Genomic DNA, 13,022 nt, shown 5'->3' with positions numbered 1-13,022 from the left:
ACATTTTAAAAGGCCCAATATTATTCTTCTAAATAACCCAGGGGCGTGGCCCCGGCTCATATTGTAACAACGGATTTTAATCCGTTGGAAGCCGCATGCTCAGTAATAAACTATTTTATTATGATATGTATCAATTATATATCCTTTCATTTAAAACCTGCTCACCTATATACTAATCCCACCAATCAAGCGTTTTGCCTCCATCACAATTTGCAACATGAACAAACAAGTGGCGCTTGCCCAAATACGTTTTAATACCGAGAGTAATGGCCAGGATCTGTGCTGGCGCCTGGTTTTGGATGGTGAAGAAATACTGGTCGATTCTGTAAACATCCACGCGCCGGTTTTTACTTCCCGCGATTGGATTGAACCTATCAATAAATTTAAACATCATATTTCTGTCGCCGATTGTCATGTGCACATTGATGAAACCGGAACGGCGCTGATTACAGCGGAAAAGATGTGAACTGCTGTTTGTACACCCTTAAAAGATTTGTCATCCTGAACGGAGTGAAGGATCTATTCGCAGACTTTACAGGGCGAAGAAGCATGGCGAATAATAGATCCTTCACTCCGTTCAGGATGACAAAAGCTGCTATAATAAAACATGTCATCAACTCGCCTGTTAAGCAATTGGAGGTAATAAAATTATGGCGTGGCAGGAAATTGACAACAAGCTTTATAAAGCATTTGTATTTAAGGATTTTTCGGAAGCATTTTCATTTATGACCCGTATTGCGCTGTTGGCGGAGACGAACAATCACCACCCTACCTGGAGAAATGAATGGAACAAAGTAGAAATTTGGCTTTCTACTCATGATAAGGGCAATATCGTTACTGATAAGGACAGGGCATTGGCCAGCAGCATTGATAAATTATTGGGAATTGCTTCGGTGTAAATTTTTAATAGTCGGGGTATTTTTAATAATTGAAAATAGGTATTTTTAAATCAATTATTTAAACTGCTTAGTAATGACTGTAACCGAAATTATGGCCGACCTGCAAGCGCATGGCAGCGAAAGCATCAAAAACATTCTGTTAAAGCATGGCGTTAAAGAACCTTTTTTTGGTGTAAAGATTGAGCATTTAAAAACCATCCAAAAAAAGGTAAAGAAAGATTACCCTTTGGCTAAGGAGCTTTACGCCACCGGCAATGCCGATGCCATGTACCTGGCCGGCCTTGTTACCGATGATGCCAAAATGACGAAGGCCGATTTGCAAACCTGGGCAGAGCAGGCCCTCTCCAATAACATTAATGAATATACGGTGCCATGGGTGGCTGCCGGCAGCAACTACGGTTTTGAACTGGCTATGGAATGGATAGATAGCGAACATGACCATATTGCGGCAGCAGGATGGTCAACCCTGGGCAACCTCAGCGCCTTAAAGGCAGATAGCGACCTGAATTTGGATGCATACCGCACTTTGCTGGCCAGGGTGATAAAAAATATCCATACTGCGGCCAATAGGGTAAGGTCACGCATGAATATTTTTGTAATAAATGTAGGCTGCTATATCAGCAGCCTCAGCAACGAAGCCATGGCCGCCGCCGCCCAAATTGGCCCCGTTTATGTTGATACCAATGGCACCAGCTGCAAAGTACCCGATGCCATTGACTATATAAACAAGGTAAAAGACCGCGGATCACTCGGCAAAAAGAAAAAAACGGTGAAGTGCTGAACTTTGCGCTTCTTTATAAGCAAGAAGCTTCGGCATTCAAATTTCCTTTGTCATCCTGAGCGTAGCGAAGGATCTGTTATTCGCCATGCTTCTCCGCCCTTTACAGTCTGCAAATGGATCCTTCGTTCTTACCTATAACATATTGGCTAAAAAAACTTTTTGTCATCCTGAACGCAGTGAAGGATCTTGTTCACTATAAAAATCGGCGAAGAGCATGGCGAAGAAGATCCTTTGTTCCTACCCATGACGTATTGAATTTTGAGGCGTGTGGACCTGTCAGTCTGAGCCTGTCGAAGACTCGCGCGGAGAGGCCTTTGCCCACTATCCTTCGACAGGCTCAGGATGACAGCCATTTTTGTTACGTCATTTTCTCCTTCAGAGGCCAAAACGGATTTTAAAACTCAGCATGACAAACTTTTCAAACGTCATTTCGCTTTTAAGATCTCTCTGATTTTATACTTAGTCTATAACTTGTTTAGGTTAAACCTTGTAATCGGCTCTGTATACTGGCAACGACTCACCCCGACCAGGCTTTGCCGGTCGCCCCTCTCTTCGCCTGCGGCGGGAAGAGGGGAAGATTTTTTTTATTACCGTAAGTTAAAGCCCCTCTTTCCAACGAAGTTGAAGAGAGGGAAAGTCGGGCGAAGCCTCGACAGGGTGAGTCTAAGCCTTGGTTAGTTTACACCTTTTCCCCATTCAAAATGTAACCCGCAAGGAAGGACTTATCCCCCTCAATACCGCTATTTAATATTAAGCGAATAAATTTTATGCAGCGAGATAAAAGAGAAAAAGAGCCCTGCCAGGATAATTAAGGAGCGGATCAAGTTCATAGAACTCCATTCTGATACTGTTTTTCTAAGCAAATCAACATCGCTGAGTTGCGCAGTTTTAAACATAATGTCATTACGGGGGTAGAAATAAGCAAAGGTGAATACATCTGCCAAAATGTATAAAACAAACGCAGCCCCTAAACACAGCCGGATAGACGGCGCCGATTTCCAAAAAAGGATCAGAACCAGCAGGCCCAATACCTGGTTAACAGGCGAAATTAGTCTGAAAAAGTTGCCCGGACTTACCGTTTTAAAATACTCCCTTGCTGTAGCTATAGAGTTAGGAATGTCGCCGCCCCACGACCTCGCATCAACCAAAGAAGTATAAAGGTTTACAAACAGCAGCCCGCTGGCAATACTGATGGACGCAAATAAGAATATTGTTTTCATGTTTTTTTTCTGCAAAGATGCTTCACCAATAAGCCGCAGAATTGTATTTAACGGACATCTTCATAGATATGCCCCTTGATATTGCTCATGCTCCGTTTGTACTCGCCGGGTGTTATTGCTGCATAAGCCTTAAAAGTTCTGATAAAATGCGATTGGTCGGCAAAGTTGCTTTGTAAAGCAATTTCCGTCAGTGATAAATTACCCTGGTGAATTAAATCCACCGCATGGAGGTATTTTTTATAAAGCAAAATTTCTTCGGTATTCATTCCCGTTGCTTCAAAAAGTTTTCTTGATAAATGCCGGGGCGAGTAACATAATGAATTGGCCAGCGCTGTTACGGATGCATCATATTGATTGGGCGCATATATAAAACTATTCATTAATTGTTCCCGGGGTTGCCAATCAACCAAATTCCGCCTCAGCCAGGCAAGAAAAACAGATAGCCGGGCATCAAAATCATTTTGTTCGGCAAGCTGGTGCCAAAGCGATTGAAAAGTTGAATCAAGCAGGGTTAAGTCCACTGTAATATTTAACAATTCGCAGGCAGGTACTTTAAAAATCTCTTTTACCGCCGAAGGTTGAAACAGGACACCAAAAAAAACCTGTTGCTTTGGAAGATGGAGCTGTATGGGCGCTGTGTTAAATCCACTAATAAAGCAATTTGATAAATACTGTAATTTACTGCCCAATTGAGCCGGGATAGAAGCGCTGTCACTAAAGTTAAAAATAACTTCTACCACTCCTTTGGGTATAATGTATTCCTTTTGAAAGAGATGGAAAACATCAACCTGCCAAACAGAATGTATCACATTCTTAAAACAGGGCTCCTTTGGTATGTAATAGTTGTAGTTCAATTTCCAGGCAATTGATTATTAGTACCATAAAAATTTTCGGTAAGCATAATAAAGGAACGGATTTTTATTTCAAGATGCAAGTAATTAACTTTGAGAACTTTGCGCTTTCCGGAGTTTAACATAAGCTAAATGCAGCCCAAAACAACATGGCGTAAAATAAGGGTGAAACAGGCATAAAACGCCTGCGAGCCAGGCGCCCAACCACTCACCCAATCAACCATTCTCCACTCACCGCCCACCCCGCAAAACCACTAAAAAAACATACCCTAAAGAATTAACACAAAAGCTATTGCCAGAAATTTTGAAAACCGTAACTTTGCAAACTTAATTTTGTTATAACAATGTCAAAAAACCAGGCGAATACCAAAGTTGCAGCAACAGAAACCAATTTGGGACAGAGCAGCAATTTCGTACGCGAGAACCAAAAGAGCTTATTATTTATCGGTGGAGCCGTTATTGCTCTCATCGCAATTTATTTTTTATACCTGAAATTGTATTTAGGTCCACGTGAAGTTACTGCTACCAATCAAATGTATGTAGCTCAGGATTTCTGGGCCAAAAAAGACTGGGATAAAGCCATTAATGGTGATGCCAGCTACCCCGGCTTTAAAAAGATCATCAGCGATTACAGCAATACTAAAGCTGCAAACCTTGCTTATTTTTATTTAGGTACCGCTTATTTAAACAAAGGTGAATATCGCAAAGCCATTGAAAACTTAGACAGCTACCGTGGCGACGATAGCATGGTTGCTGCCGAAGCTCTTGGCAACACCGGTGATGCTTACGTAGAATTAAAAGAATACGATAAAGCAGCAACTTCTTTTAGCAAGGCTGTTGATAAAGCAAAAAACAAATTTTTATCGCCTCTTTATTTAAAGAAGCTGGGTCTTGTTTACGAAGAAACTAAAGACAATAAATCTGCTGTTGATGCTTACAAAAGGATAAAAACGGAATATCCTGAAAGCGCAGAAGCACAAAATATAGACGAGTACATCGCTCGTGCCGAAGCGAAATTATAATTGATTTCGGATTTTTTGATTTCGAATGTTCGATTTCGGATTTGTGAATTGGTAATATTACCTTTGCACGAATCAGGAATCGAACATTTCTTTTTTATATCAAACAGTAAGTAAAAAATCCGAACGCTCAATTCCGAAATAAAAAAATAAATTCCAAATCGAACGTCCGAAATCCGAAATAAAAAAATGGCTACACAATTAAAAAACCTTTCAGATTTTTCAAATACCGAAATCCCGTCTGCCGCGGCCTACCGCTTTGGCATTGCTGTAGCCGAGTGGAATGCAGAGATCACCAACGCCCTTTACCAGGGTGCTTATAATAGCCTGATTGCTCACGGCGCCCTGCCAGAAAATATTTTCGTGCATCCCGTACCAGGCAGCTTTGAGCTCACATCAGGTGCCGATCTTTTACTAAAAAGCGGTAAGTTGGATGCAGTGATCTGCTTAGGCTGTGTGATACAAGGCGAAACCAGGCATTTTGATTTTATTTGCAACGCGGTTGCAAACGGAGTAAGTAATGTTGCCATAAAATATTCAAAACCTGTTATATTTGGTGTATTAACAACTGATAACCAACAACAAGCCATTGACCGCGCAGGCGGTAAACATGGCAATAAAGGTGATGAAGCTGCAATTACTGCTATAAAAATGGCAGCGCTTGCCGCAACTTTAAACAGCTAATTTGCGTTAAACAACTATTGCGTTAAAACGATGAAAAAAATAATTTACATAGCTATTATAGCCCTGGTAATTGGCAGCATATCATCATGCTCAAACAAATTATGCCCCGCTTACGGATCATATCCTAAAGCCGGCCGGTAACAGGCAAATGTCATTTTTTGCAGCTCCTTAAAAACTATCATCAGTTTTGGTGTTATAATAACGTTATGATTGGAGCCGGGACTTAAAAGTAAGAATTGAGATAATTGGAGTATTTAAGCAAATGCATAAAGCATAGTGCAGATTACCATACAATTGTCTTGATTCTTAACTCTTGATTCCTGACTCTTTCACTATATATATTTTTTTTATGAATTGGATACCGCTTGAATCGGCAGATCAACTTAACGAGATAAAACAACACCAGGGCCATAGCCTGATATTTAAACATAGTACACGTTGCTCCATCAGCATGATGGCCAAAAGACGTTTTGAGCTGGATTGGGAAGACCTCCCTGAAGATATGCCCCTTTATTTTTTGGATCTCATCAAACACCGCGAACTATCGGGTTTGGTAGCACAACTTTTCCAGGTGCATCATGAGTCGCCGCAATTGTTGCTCATTAAGGATGGCGAGTGTGTGCTTGATCAATCCCACGGCGCAATTTCGGTGGAAGAAGCGCTATCGGTTTTAAGCTGATAACAGACCAAAATATAATTTCAATACTTATAATTGATAAAAAATAGTTCCGGCAAACCATTCCGGGGCTATTTTTTGTTTGTACAGATTGCGAAGTAAAACAGGTGTTCGGATTTTTATAAACCAAGTGTTCGGGGTGTTCGGATTTTTATCAGGCAAATACATAACTTGCTGATATTCAAGCACAATAAAACACCTCCAAAAACGCCCACACATTTCACGAACACTTAAGTAACTGGTTATAAGTAGGTTGTTTTTAATAAAATCAAAATCGGGTGTGTACATCCATAAAAGCGAACACCTCCGGCTGCACGTCGGCCACATCAGTGTTCTGTAATAATTCGTACAACCAGGCCGTAATCCTATAATTGGTTATACGGTTTTTAACTACATTTGTAACATGATTGAATTGCCGGTAGTTCCCGCAGTAAGCCAGGTACAACGTAAGCCAGATTGGCTGAGGGTAAAGCTTCCAATTGGAAAAGAATACGCACATGTGCGCGGTTTGGTTGATGAACATAAACTACACACTATCTGCGAGAGTGGTAATTGCCCCAATATGGGCGAGTGCTGGGGAGCCGGCACAGCTACTTTTATGATATTGGGTAATATTTGTACCCGCTCATGCTCGTTTTGCGCCGTAGCAACCGGCAGGCCTTTAGCTGTTGATGTTGATGAGCCTAACCGTGTAGCCACTTCCGTAAAACTAATGCAGGTGAAACATTGCGTTATCACCTCTGTTGATCGTGACGACCTTAAAGATGGTGGTTCTATCATCTGGGCCGAAACTATAAATGCCATCCGCCGCGAAAGCCCCGATACTACTTTAGAAACCTTACTTCCTGATTTCAGGGGTAACTGGGATAACCTTGCCCGCGTTCTGGAAACCCGGCCCGAGGTGGTTTCACACAACCTGGAAACCGTAAGGCGACTTACCAAAGAAGTGCGCATCCAGGCCAAATATGATCGTAGCCTGGAGTGTTTAAAACACGTATCTGAAGCCGGCCTTCGTACAAAATCGGGCATAATGCTTGGTCTGGGCGAAACAGAAGACGATATTTTGGAGGCTATGGATGATCTGTTAACAGCCGGTGTACATATTTTAACACTTGGCCAGTATTTACAGCCAACACGTAACCATCACCCGGTACTCGATTGGATCCATCCAGATCAATTTGCTCATTTAAAACAAATTGGCCTTGATAAAGGTTTCAAGTACGTGGAAAGCGGGCCATTGGTTCGTTCATCCTATCATGCAGAAAAACACCTGTTTGATTTGTAGAAAATCCTTTATATATTCACCAAGTTGAGTAAAAAACATAAAATATCGCTTTCTGAAGAAGAACTGGTTCTTGCATTGAGAAATCATGAAAAGATCGCCGTTGAAGCGCTTTATGATATGTATTCATCATCATTGTATGGTGTTATTTCACGCATTGTTATTGATACCGCAATAGCGGAAGATGTTTTACAGGAAACTTTCGTAAAAATCTGGCATTCCTTTTCAAGCTACACTACCGAAAAAGGACGCTTATTTACCTGGATGGTTAATATTGCACGTAACCTTGCAATTGACAAAATCAGATCAAAAGACTTTAAGAATCAAAACAAAAACCAGGAGATTGAAAATAACGTAACTTCCATAGACTCGCAAAGGAGTACAGTTTACAAACCTGAGTTAATGGGCGTTAAAGAACTGGTACAGTCACTAAAACCCGATCAAAAATCGATTATCGATTTGGTTTACTTTAAAGGCTTCACGCATGTGGAAGCTGCCGAAGAGTTAGGCATCCCCTTGGGTACCATTAAAACCAGGTTAAGAATGGGCATACAGGAGCTCAGAAAATATTTTAATTGAAAGTGGAAGAGATAAAGGCATATATAGAATCAGGCATTCTGGAACTTTACGTTTTGGGGGATGTAACCCCCAACGAAAAGCGACAGGTGGAAGAGATGGCTTCAAAATATCCGGAAATAAAAACAGAACTGGATGGAATAGAGCGCTCAATGGAACTGTATGCAAAAGAAAATGAGGTTGAGCCTTCAAAAAATTTACGCAGCCGGGTTTTAGGCAGCCTGCTTACCAACTTAGGTGATGACAGAAACTTTACCGCCGCCCCCCGGCATACCGATACTGATGTTGAAGATGATACCGATGTGGCAGATGAAGAAGACGACAATATAATACCCTTACCTGCGCGAAAAGAAAACGATTTCTACAAATACGCCTTCGCAGCAAGTCTTGCCCTATTAATAGCCAGCACCATTGCTTTGGTAAGCGTTTACAGCAAATTACAGGATTCAAACAATCAGCTGGTTGCATTGCAGCTCGATAAGCAGCATTTTGCCAACAGGGTTAACCTGATGGATAAGGAATTATCTGTTTTTCGTGATACTTCATATAAGCTGATTCATTTAAAAGGTACAGCCAAAACTCCTTCCTCTGTTGTAACCGTTGCGTTTAGCCCGGGGCAGAAAAAAGTAGTTATCGACATGGCAAATATGAAAATGCCTGAAAATGATAAGGAACATCAGTACCAGCTTTGGGCACTTGTAGGTGGCAAACCGGTTGATCTTGGCGTATTTGATGCCAAAAGAGATACCATTACCGATATTAAGGAGATGAAATCAATTGCCTCCGCCGATGCCTTTGCAGTAACCCTGGAGCCACGGGGCGGTAGTGTTAACCCAACGATGGACCAAATGATGGTTCTTGGCAAGTACTAAGGCACCAGCCAGCTACCCATCCAACTATTTTTTATAAGATTGAAGCTTGCCCTGCGATGCCCGGTTTGGTTTAGTTTCAAATATTCCATTAAGTTAACTGCAACCTTTATAACAGCAAAATTCTGATACCCCGCTATTAATGCATCATTCCAGGTATCATCATTGATGTACTCCAATCCATCAGCCGGATCATTTATGTTTGATGAGGGGGCAGGATACGCCATGTATGATCTTTTGCCCTGATTTGTTAAAGCGGCCCAATGCCCGGCAGTAACATCATCCTGATTATGAAGAGTTGCATTTCCCTTTAATATAAGTTGCAATTTATCGGCATCACTATAAAGTAACATGCTAATGCTATTATTATTCTGCAAATTAAACACCTTATTTGATCGCACATCAGTATAAAATATAAGCAAGCCATCATCGGCAGAAACTGCTCTTAAAATAACAGTAGCCATACCTATATTGCCATCCCCGTGTGTAGATATCACCATGTTCCTGAAAGGATGACCGGGCTGCAAACTCCCCTTTTCAAGGCACTCCCAGCTATTTTTCACAATATTTGTTAAAGAAATATGCACTTTGTAAATTATTTAATGGTTATTTAACAATAACCCAAACCATTTATTCGTTTTTTTGTAACTATTAGGACGGTAGAGACGTCTTATAACCAGTTAGATTAAAAAGAACCTGTGAAGTAACGAAAATTAAAGTGATAGATCTAACTCATAAACATGAGTATTTTGTTCTTTATAAGATCAGTTAATAGTTAATCAAAGAGGGATGTACGATACTTGCATCCCTTTTTTATGCCATTAATTTTGCCATGGTAGCCGGAAGCTGAGCAGCCAGCTTACCCGGTAAAATAACATTGAGGCGGTTTGGCAGGGCAAGCTCATCGCCAGCCTTGCCGTGAACATATGTCCCAATCAAACAAGCTTCTAAAGGAAAATATTTTTGAGCCAGCATAGCGGCAATAACCCCGGTAAGCACATCACCCATACCCCCCGACGCCATTGCGGCATTACCCGTTGGGTTAAAATAGCATTTACCGTCGGGTGTTATTATTATAGTATAATCGTTTTTTAATACGATATAAATATTAAGGCTCTTCGCTTGTTCTATCCCGGTTTGCAATCTCTTCCACCAGCTTTTATGCTCACCAAATAAGCGATCGAACTCCTTCATATGCGGCGTTAAAATACTTCCAGCGGGTATCGCTTTTAATAATTTGTTATCCGCAGCTAATAAATTAAGCGCGTCGGCATCAATTACTAATGGCTTTTTATAGTTTTTGATGATGGCTGATAATAATTCAACGGCATCCGCCCCCTTACCTAAGCCTGGGCCAACCGCTATGACGTTAAATTTATCCCATTCAATTTCCGGCGGTTCATCTTCGTTACGAACGATGGCCATAATTTCGGGTAAATAGCTATTTAAGGCCACTAAACCACTATCTGGAACGCAGGCTGTTGTCAATCCCGCACCGGCATGAGCACTGGCCGACGCGCAAAGCAATGCTGCGCCCATTGTTTTTGCCTGCCCAGCAATAATAAGGGCATGCCCATAGGTGCCTTTATTGCTGAAACGGTGCCGCGGTTTCAAAATACGACGAATGTCCCTTTCCTCCACAAACTGGTAGGAAGAGTTTAAATCGTGTATAAATTTTTCACTGAGGCCAATGTTTACTACCTCCCAGCAGCTAATATGTAGCGCAGATTCCGGCAATAAAAAATTGATCCTCGGTTGCTGAAAAGTAATTACAAGGTCGGCTTTTATAACCGTTGCGTTCGGGTCAACTTCCCCTTCCGAAAAAAATCCGGTGGGTACATCTACTGCAACTATCGTACTGTTTAAAGTATTGATATGTTTTACCAGGCGTTCATAGTCACCTGCAAGGGGTTTATTTAAGCCGGTTCCTAATAAGGCATCAATAATTATAGCGCTGTTTTCATCTGGGATGCCGCCACCAGCGTCTATTTCTGTAATAGGAATATCCGTTTGTATTAGCCGCCCCAGGTTAATAGTAAAATCATTTGACTGCTTATCGCTAAAGCGGGCTATAACAACTTTTATACATTTATAATGGTGTTCATTCAGCAAGCGTGCAATAGCCAGCCCATCGCCGCCATTATTGCCCGTACCACAATAAAAGGATATGGATAAAGCCCTATCAGGAAAATGATTGATGAACCAGCCAACAAATGCCTTAGAGGCCCGCTCCATTAGGTTTACGGAAGTGATAGGCTCATTAGCAATGGTAAATGCATCGGCCTTTCGTATTTGTTCGGAAATGAGTAGGGGTAGCATATACTTCTAAAGTAAGGAACTATATCTTTTGTTTTGATAAATATTTTCAAACCGCGAAACTAAACTTCCCCATCAAGACTCTTGGATTTTTGCCAATATGCATAGGCTCGCCGCACAAAGCCTCATTACCAAGCAGGGCAAACAAAATAGCCTCCTTAGCATCCGGGTCAATACCCAAGCTGTTGGTGTTTTCAATGTTACCAAAAGCTTTTTTTAAACGGGCCATCACAAAAGGATTCCTGGCGCCGCCGCCACTTGCAAATATTTTAAGATCAGCAGCTTTAATATTAGTTTTTATAAAATTGATGACAGATGTTGCAGTAAACTCACTTAAAGTAGCTACCAAATCTTCGTGACTGATTCCCTCAGTTGCCGAACTAATTTGTACGTTTTCAACAAAACTCAAATTAAACAATTCGGGGCCGGTAGTTTTTGGGGCCGATTCATCAAAAAATGGATGACCAAGTAAAGCCCTTATCAATTCATCATTTACATTACCACTATTGGCAATATTGGAATCTTCATCATAAGGCTTATTAAAATATTTGCGGCAGGCGGCATCAATGAGGGTATTCCCCGGGCCAATATCCGTACATAACACGTTGGCGGTATCGCCATCAGCAGGTAAATAAGTTAGGTTGGCAATGCCACCAATATTAAGCAATATCCTGTTTTCGCCGGGTTTGCTACCTAATAGCACATCGCCGTATAATGCCAGCGGTGCCCCCTCGCCGCCTGCAGCTACGTGTTTTTGTCTGAAATCGCTAATCGTCAATATTCCAGTTTTTACAGCGAGGTGATCGCCATCACCAATTTGCAGGGTGGCGTTAGGATAATCCGCCTGTTTATGCAATCTTTTAGGCGCATGATAAATGGTTTGCCCATGGCTTGCTATAAAGTCAACCGTATCCGGCGCTATCTCCCATTTTGAAAGTGCCTGAAGCACCAGGTCGGCATGATAATTACCAATATAAGCGTTTAAAACAGTCAACTTTTCCAGGTCGATAGTCTTGCGGGCAAATATCAGCTGTACTTCGTTTTTAAAACTTTCCGGGTATGGAATAGTGACAAACTGCAATAACTTAAACCTGGTTTGCAAACCGTTACCTGTAAAACTGCACAAAGCAATGTCCAAGCCATCCAGCGAGGTTCCCGACATTAAACCAATCCCAATTTTAGTCGTTTTTTGGGCGATATGGAAAAGCTGCTGCAAATTTGGATTAAAAGGTAACATCCGGTTAAATTACTACTTGTTGGGCATTTACAAAAGTTAAAATAATAGGCGCACTAAGTAAATATCTGATATATTTGTTTTCAACCAAATTCAACCCCATCCCATGGCTCGATTAAATTTATTGGAAGAAACCCGGTACGAGAAGCTGCCGGTAACCGTTTATGGCAACCAGCAGGAAGCATCAATTGCGGTAGCATCAAGGATAGCAAAACTGATCCGCGACAAGCAAAGCAAAGGCGAAAAAGCGGTGCTGGGTTTGGCTACCGGGGTTACCCCCGTGCGCGTGTATGCCGAACTGGTGCGCCTGCACCAGCAGGAAGGTTTATCATTCAAGGATGTCATCACCTTTAACCTGGATGAATACTATCCCATGAAGCCCAATGCCGCTCAAAGCTATGTTACTTTCATGTACGAGAATTTATTTAGCCATGTGGATATTGAACCCGCCAATGTGCATATTCCCGATGGTACCCTAAATAAAGATGCCGTGGCCGCTTTCTGTCTCGCTTATGAGCACCAGATTGAGGAACTGGGTGGCCTGGACCTCCAGATCCTGGGGATTGGCCGTACCGGTCACATCGGTTTTAACGAGCCGGGCTCTGCACCCAACTC

15 protein-coding genes are annotated in these 13,022 nt (G+C 41.7%); 10 read left to right on the top strand and 5 right to left on the bottom strand.

Annotated elements, in window-relative coordinates:
- Positions 1-217 precede the first annotated feature (217 nt).
- From AC1DYB_RS22820 to AC1DYB_RS22810, 3 genes are all read left to right on the top strand, one after another.
- Positions 218-466 carry a hypothetical protein gene (locus AC1DYB_RS22820; protein WP_477438280.1) on the top strand — a complete coding sequence of 83 codons (249 nt, stop codon included), beginning with the start codon at positions 218-220 and terminating at the stop codon, positions 464-466.
- A gap of 184 nt (positions 467-650) precedes the next feature.
- Positions 651-899 carry a 4a-hydroxytetrahydrobiopterin dehydratase gene (locus AC1DYB_RS22815; protein WP_477438278.1) on the top strand — a complete coding sequence of 83 codons (249 nt, stop codon included), beginning with the start codon at positions 651-653 and terminating at the stop codon, positions 897-899.
- Positions 900-972: 73 nt separating this feature from the next.
- On the top strand, positions 973-1,680 hold the full coding sequence (locus AC1DYB_RS22810) for a DNA alkylation repair protein (protein WP_477438276.1): 708 nt from the start codon (positions 973-975) through the stop codon (positions 1,678-1,680).
- 740 nt (positions 1,681-2,420) lie between these two features.
- Here the strand turns inward: AC1DYB_RS22810 and AC1DYB_RS22805 are convergent.
- On the bottom strand, positions 2,421-2,900 hold the full coding sequence (locus AC1DYB_RS22805) for an anthrone oxygenase family protein (RefSeq protein ID WP_477438274.1): 480 nt from the start codon (positions 2,898-2,900) through the stop codon (positions 2,421-2,423).
- Between the two features lie 47 nt (positions 2,901-2,947).
- The gene (locus AC1DYB_RS22800; protein WP_477438272.1) at positions 2,948-3,754 is read right to left on the bottom strand and encodes a helix-turn-helix domain-containing protein; all 807 of its coding nucleotides are present in this window, start codon (positions 3,752-3,754) and stop codon (positions 2,948-2,950) included.
- Between the two features lie 341 nt (positions 3,755-4,095).
- Here AC1DYB_RS22800 and AC1DYB_RS22795 point away from each other — a divergent pair, with 341 nt between their 5' ends.
- The 6 genes from AC1DYB_RS22795 to AC1DYB_RS22770 all read left to right on the top strand — a co-directional run bounded on the left by AC1DYB_RS22795 (position 4,096) and on the right by AC1DYB_RS22770 (position 8,860).
- Positions 4,096-4,773: a tetratricopeptide repeat protein gene (locus AC1DYB_RS22795; RefSeq protein ID WP_295712093.1), complete on the top strand. Its 678-nt coding sequence runs from the start codon at positions 4,096-4,098 to the stop codon at positions 4,771-4,773.
- Positions 4,774-4,959: 186 nt separating this feature from the next.
- Positions 4,960-5,454 carry a 6,7-dimethyl-8-ribityllumazine synthase gene (ribH, locus tag AC1DYB_RS22790; protein ID WP_295712090.1) on the top strand — a complete coding sequence of 165 codons (495 nt, stop codon included), beginning with the start codon at positions 4,960-4,962 and terminating at the stop codon, positions 5,452-5,454.
- Positions 5,455-5,803: 349 nt separating this feature from the next.
- Positions 5,804-6,133: a bacillithiol system redox-active protein YtxJ gene (gene ytxJ / locus AC1DYB_RS22785; RefSeq protein ID WP_295712087.1), complete on the top strand. Its 330-nt coding sequence runs from the start codon at positions 5,804-5,806 to the stop codon at positions 6,131-6,133.
- A gap of 400 nt (positions 6,134-6,533) precedes the next feature.
- Positions 6,534-7,415 carry a lipoyl synthase gene (gene lipA / locus AC1DYB_RS22780; RefSeq protein ID WP_477438270.1) on the top strand — a complete coding sequence of 294 codons (882 nt, stop codon included), beginning with the start codon at positions 6,534-6,536 and terminating at the stop codon, positions 7,413-7,415.
- A gap of 24 nt (positions 7,416-7,439) precedes the next feature.
- Positions 7,440-7,991 carry an RNA polymerase sigma factor gene (locus tag AC1DYB_RS22775; RefSeq protein ID WP_295712080.1) on the top strand — a complete coding sequence of 184 codons (552 nt, stop codon included), beginning with the start codon at positions 7,440-7,442 and terminating at the stop codon, positions 7,989-7,991.
- A 2-nt stretch (positions 7,992-7,993) separates the two neighbouring features.
- Positions 7,994-8,860: an anti-sigma factor gene (locus AC1DYB_RS22770; RefSeq protein WP_477438268.1), complete on the top strand. Its 867-nt coding sequence runs from the start codon at positions 7,994-7,996 to the stop codon at positions 8,858-8,860.
- Here AC1DYB_RS22770 and AC1DYB_RS22765 read toward each other — a convergent pair.
- The 3 genes from AC1DYB_RS22765 to AC1DYB_RS22755 all read right to left on the bottom strand — a co-directional run bounded on the left by AC1DYB_RS22765 (position 8,857) and on the right by AC1DYB_RS22755 (position 12,410).
- Positions 8,857-9,420 carry a pyridoxamine 5'-phosphate oxidase family protein gene (locus AC1DYB_RS22765; RefSeq protein ID WP_477438266.1) on the bottom strand — a complete coding sequence of 188 codons (564 nt, stop codon included), beginning with the start codon at positions 9,418-9,420 and terminating at the stop codon, positions 8,857-8,859. The genes AC1DYB_RS22770 and AC1DYB_RS22765 overlap by 4 nt on opposite strands.
- A 250-nt stretch (positions 9,421-9,670) precedes the next feature.
- Entirely contained in the window at positions 9,671-11,176 is a 1,506-nt protein-coding gene (locus tag AC1DYB_RS22760; protein WP_477438264.1) for an NAD(P)H-hydrate dehydratase, read from the bottom strand.
- A 46-nt stretch (positions 11,177-11,222) separates the two neighbouring features.
- Entirely contained in the window at positions 11,223-12,410 is a 1,188-nt protein-coding gene (locus tag AC1DYB_RS22755; protein WP_477438262.1) for an anhydro-N-acetylmuramic acid kinase, read from the bottom strand.
- Positions 12,411-12,513: 103 nt separating this feature from the next.
- Here AC1DYB_RS22755 and AC1DYB_RS22750 point away from each other — a divergent pair.
- A partial coding sequence (locus tag AC1DYB_RS22750) for a 6-phosphogluconolactonase (protein ID WP_477438260.1) occupies positions 12,514-13,022 on the top strand: 509 nt, incomplete at its 3' end.

The sequence above is a fragment of the Mucilaginibacter sp. P2_A4 genome, from assembly GCF_056405015.1.
The sequence above is the reverse complement of the archived record's forward strand: the minus strand, read 5'-3'. Positions and strand labels throughout refer to the sequence as shown.

Bases quoted from the DNA above. Each gene is read 5' to 3' on its own strand.
- AC1DYB_RS22820 (WP_477438280.1), top strand. From the start codon at position 218: ATGAACAAACAAGTGGCGCTTGCCCAAATACGTTTTAATACCGAGAGT.
- AC1DYB_RS22815 (WP_477438278.1), top strand. From the start codon at position 651: ATGGCGTGGCAGGAAATTGACAACAAGCTTTATAAAGCATTTGTATTT.
- AC1DYB_RS22810 (WP_477438276.1), top strand. From the start codon at position 973: ATGACTGTAACCGAAATTATGGCCGACCTGCAAGCGCATGGCAGCGAA.
- AC1DYB_RS22805 (WP_477438274.1), bottom strand. From the start codon at position 2,900: ATGAAAACAATATTCTTATTTGCGTCCATCAGTATTGCCAGCGGGCTG.
- AC1DYB_RS22795 (WP_295712093.1), top strand. From the start codon at position 4,096: ATGTCAAAAAACCAGGCGAATACCAAAGTTGCAGCAACAGAAACCAAT.
- ribH (WP_295712090.1), top strand. From the start codon at position 4,960: ATGGCTACACAATTAAAAAACCTTTCAGATTTTTCAAATACCGAAATC.
- ytxJ (WP_295712087.1), top strand. From the start codon at position 5,804: ATGAATTGGATACCGCTTGAATCGGCAGATCAACTTAACGAGATAAAA.
- lipA (WP_477438270.1), top strand. From the start codon at position 6,534: ATGATTGAATTGCCGGTAGTTCCCGCAGTAAGCCAGGTACAACGTAAG.
- AC1DYB_RS22760 (WP_477438264.1), bottom strand. From the start codon at position 11,176: ATGCTACCCCTACTCATTTCCGAACAAATACGAAAGGCCGATGCATTT.
- AC1DYB_RS22755 (WP_477438262.1), bottom strand. From the start codon at position 12,410: ATGTTACCTTTTAATCCAAATTTGCAGCAGCTTTTCCATATCGCCCAA.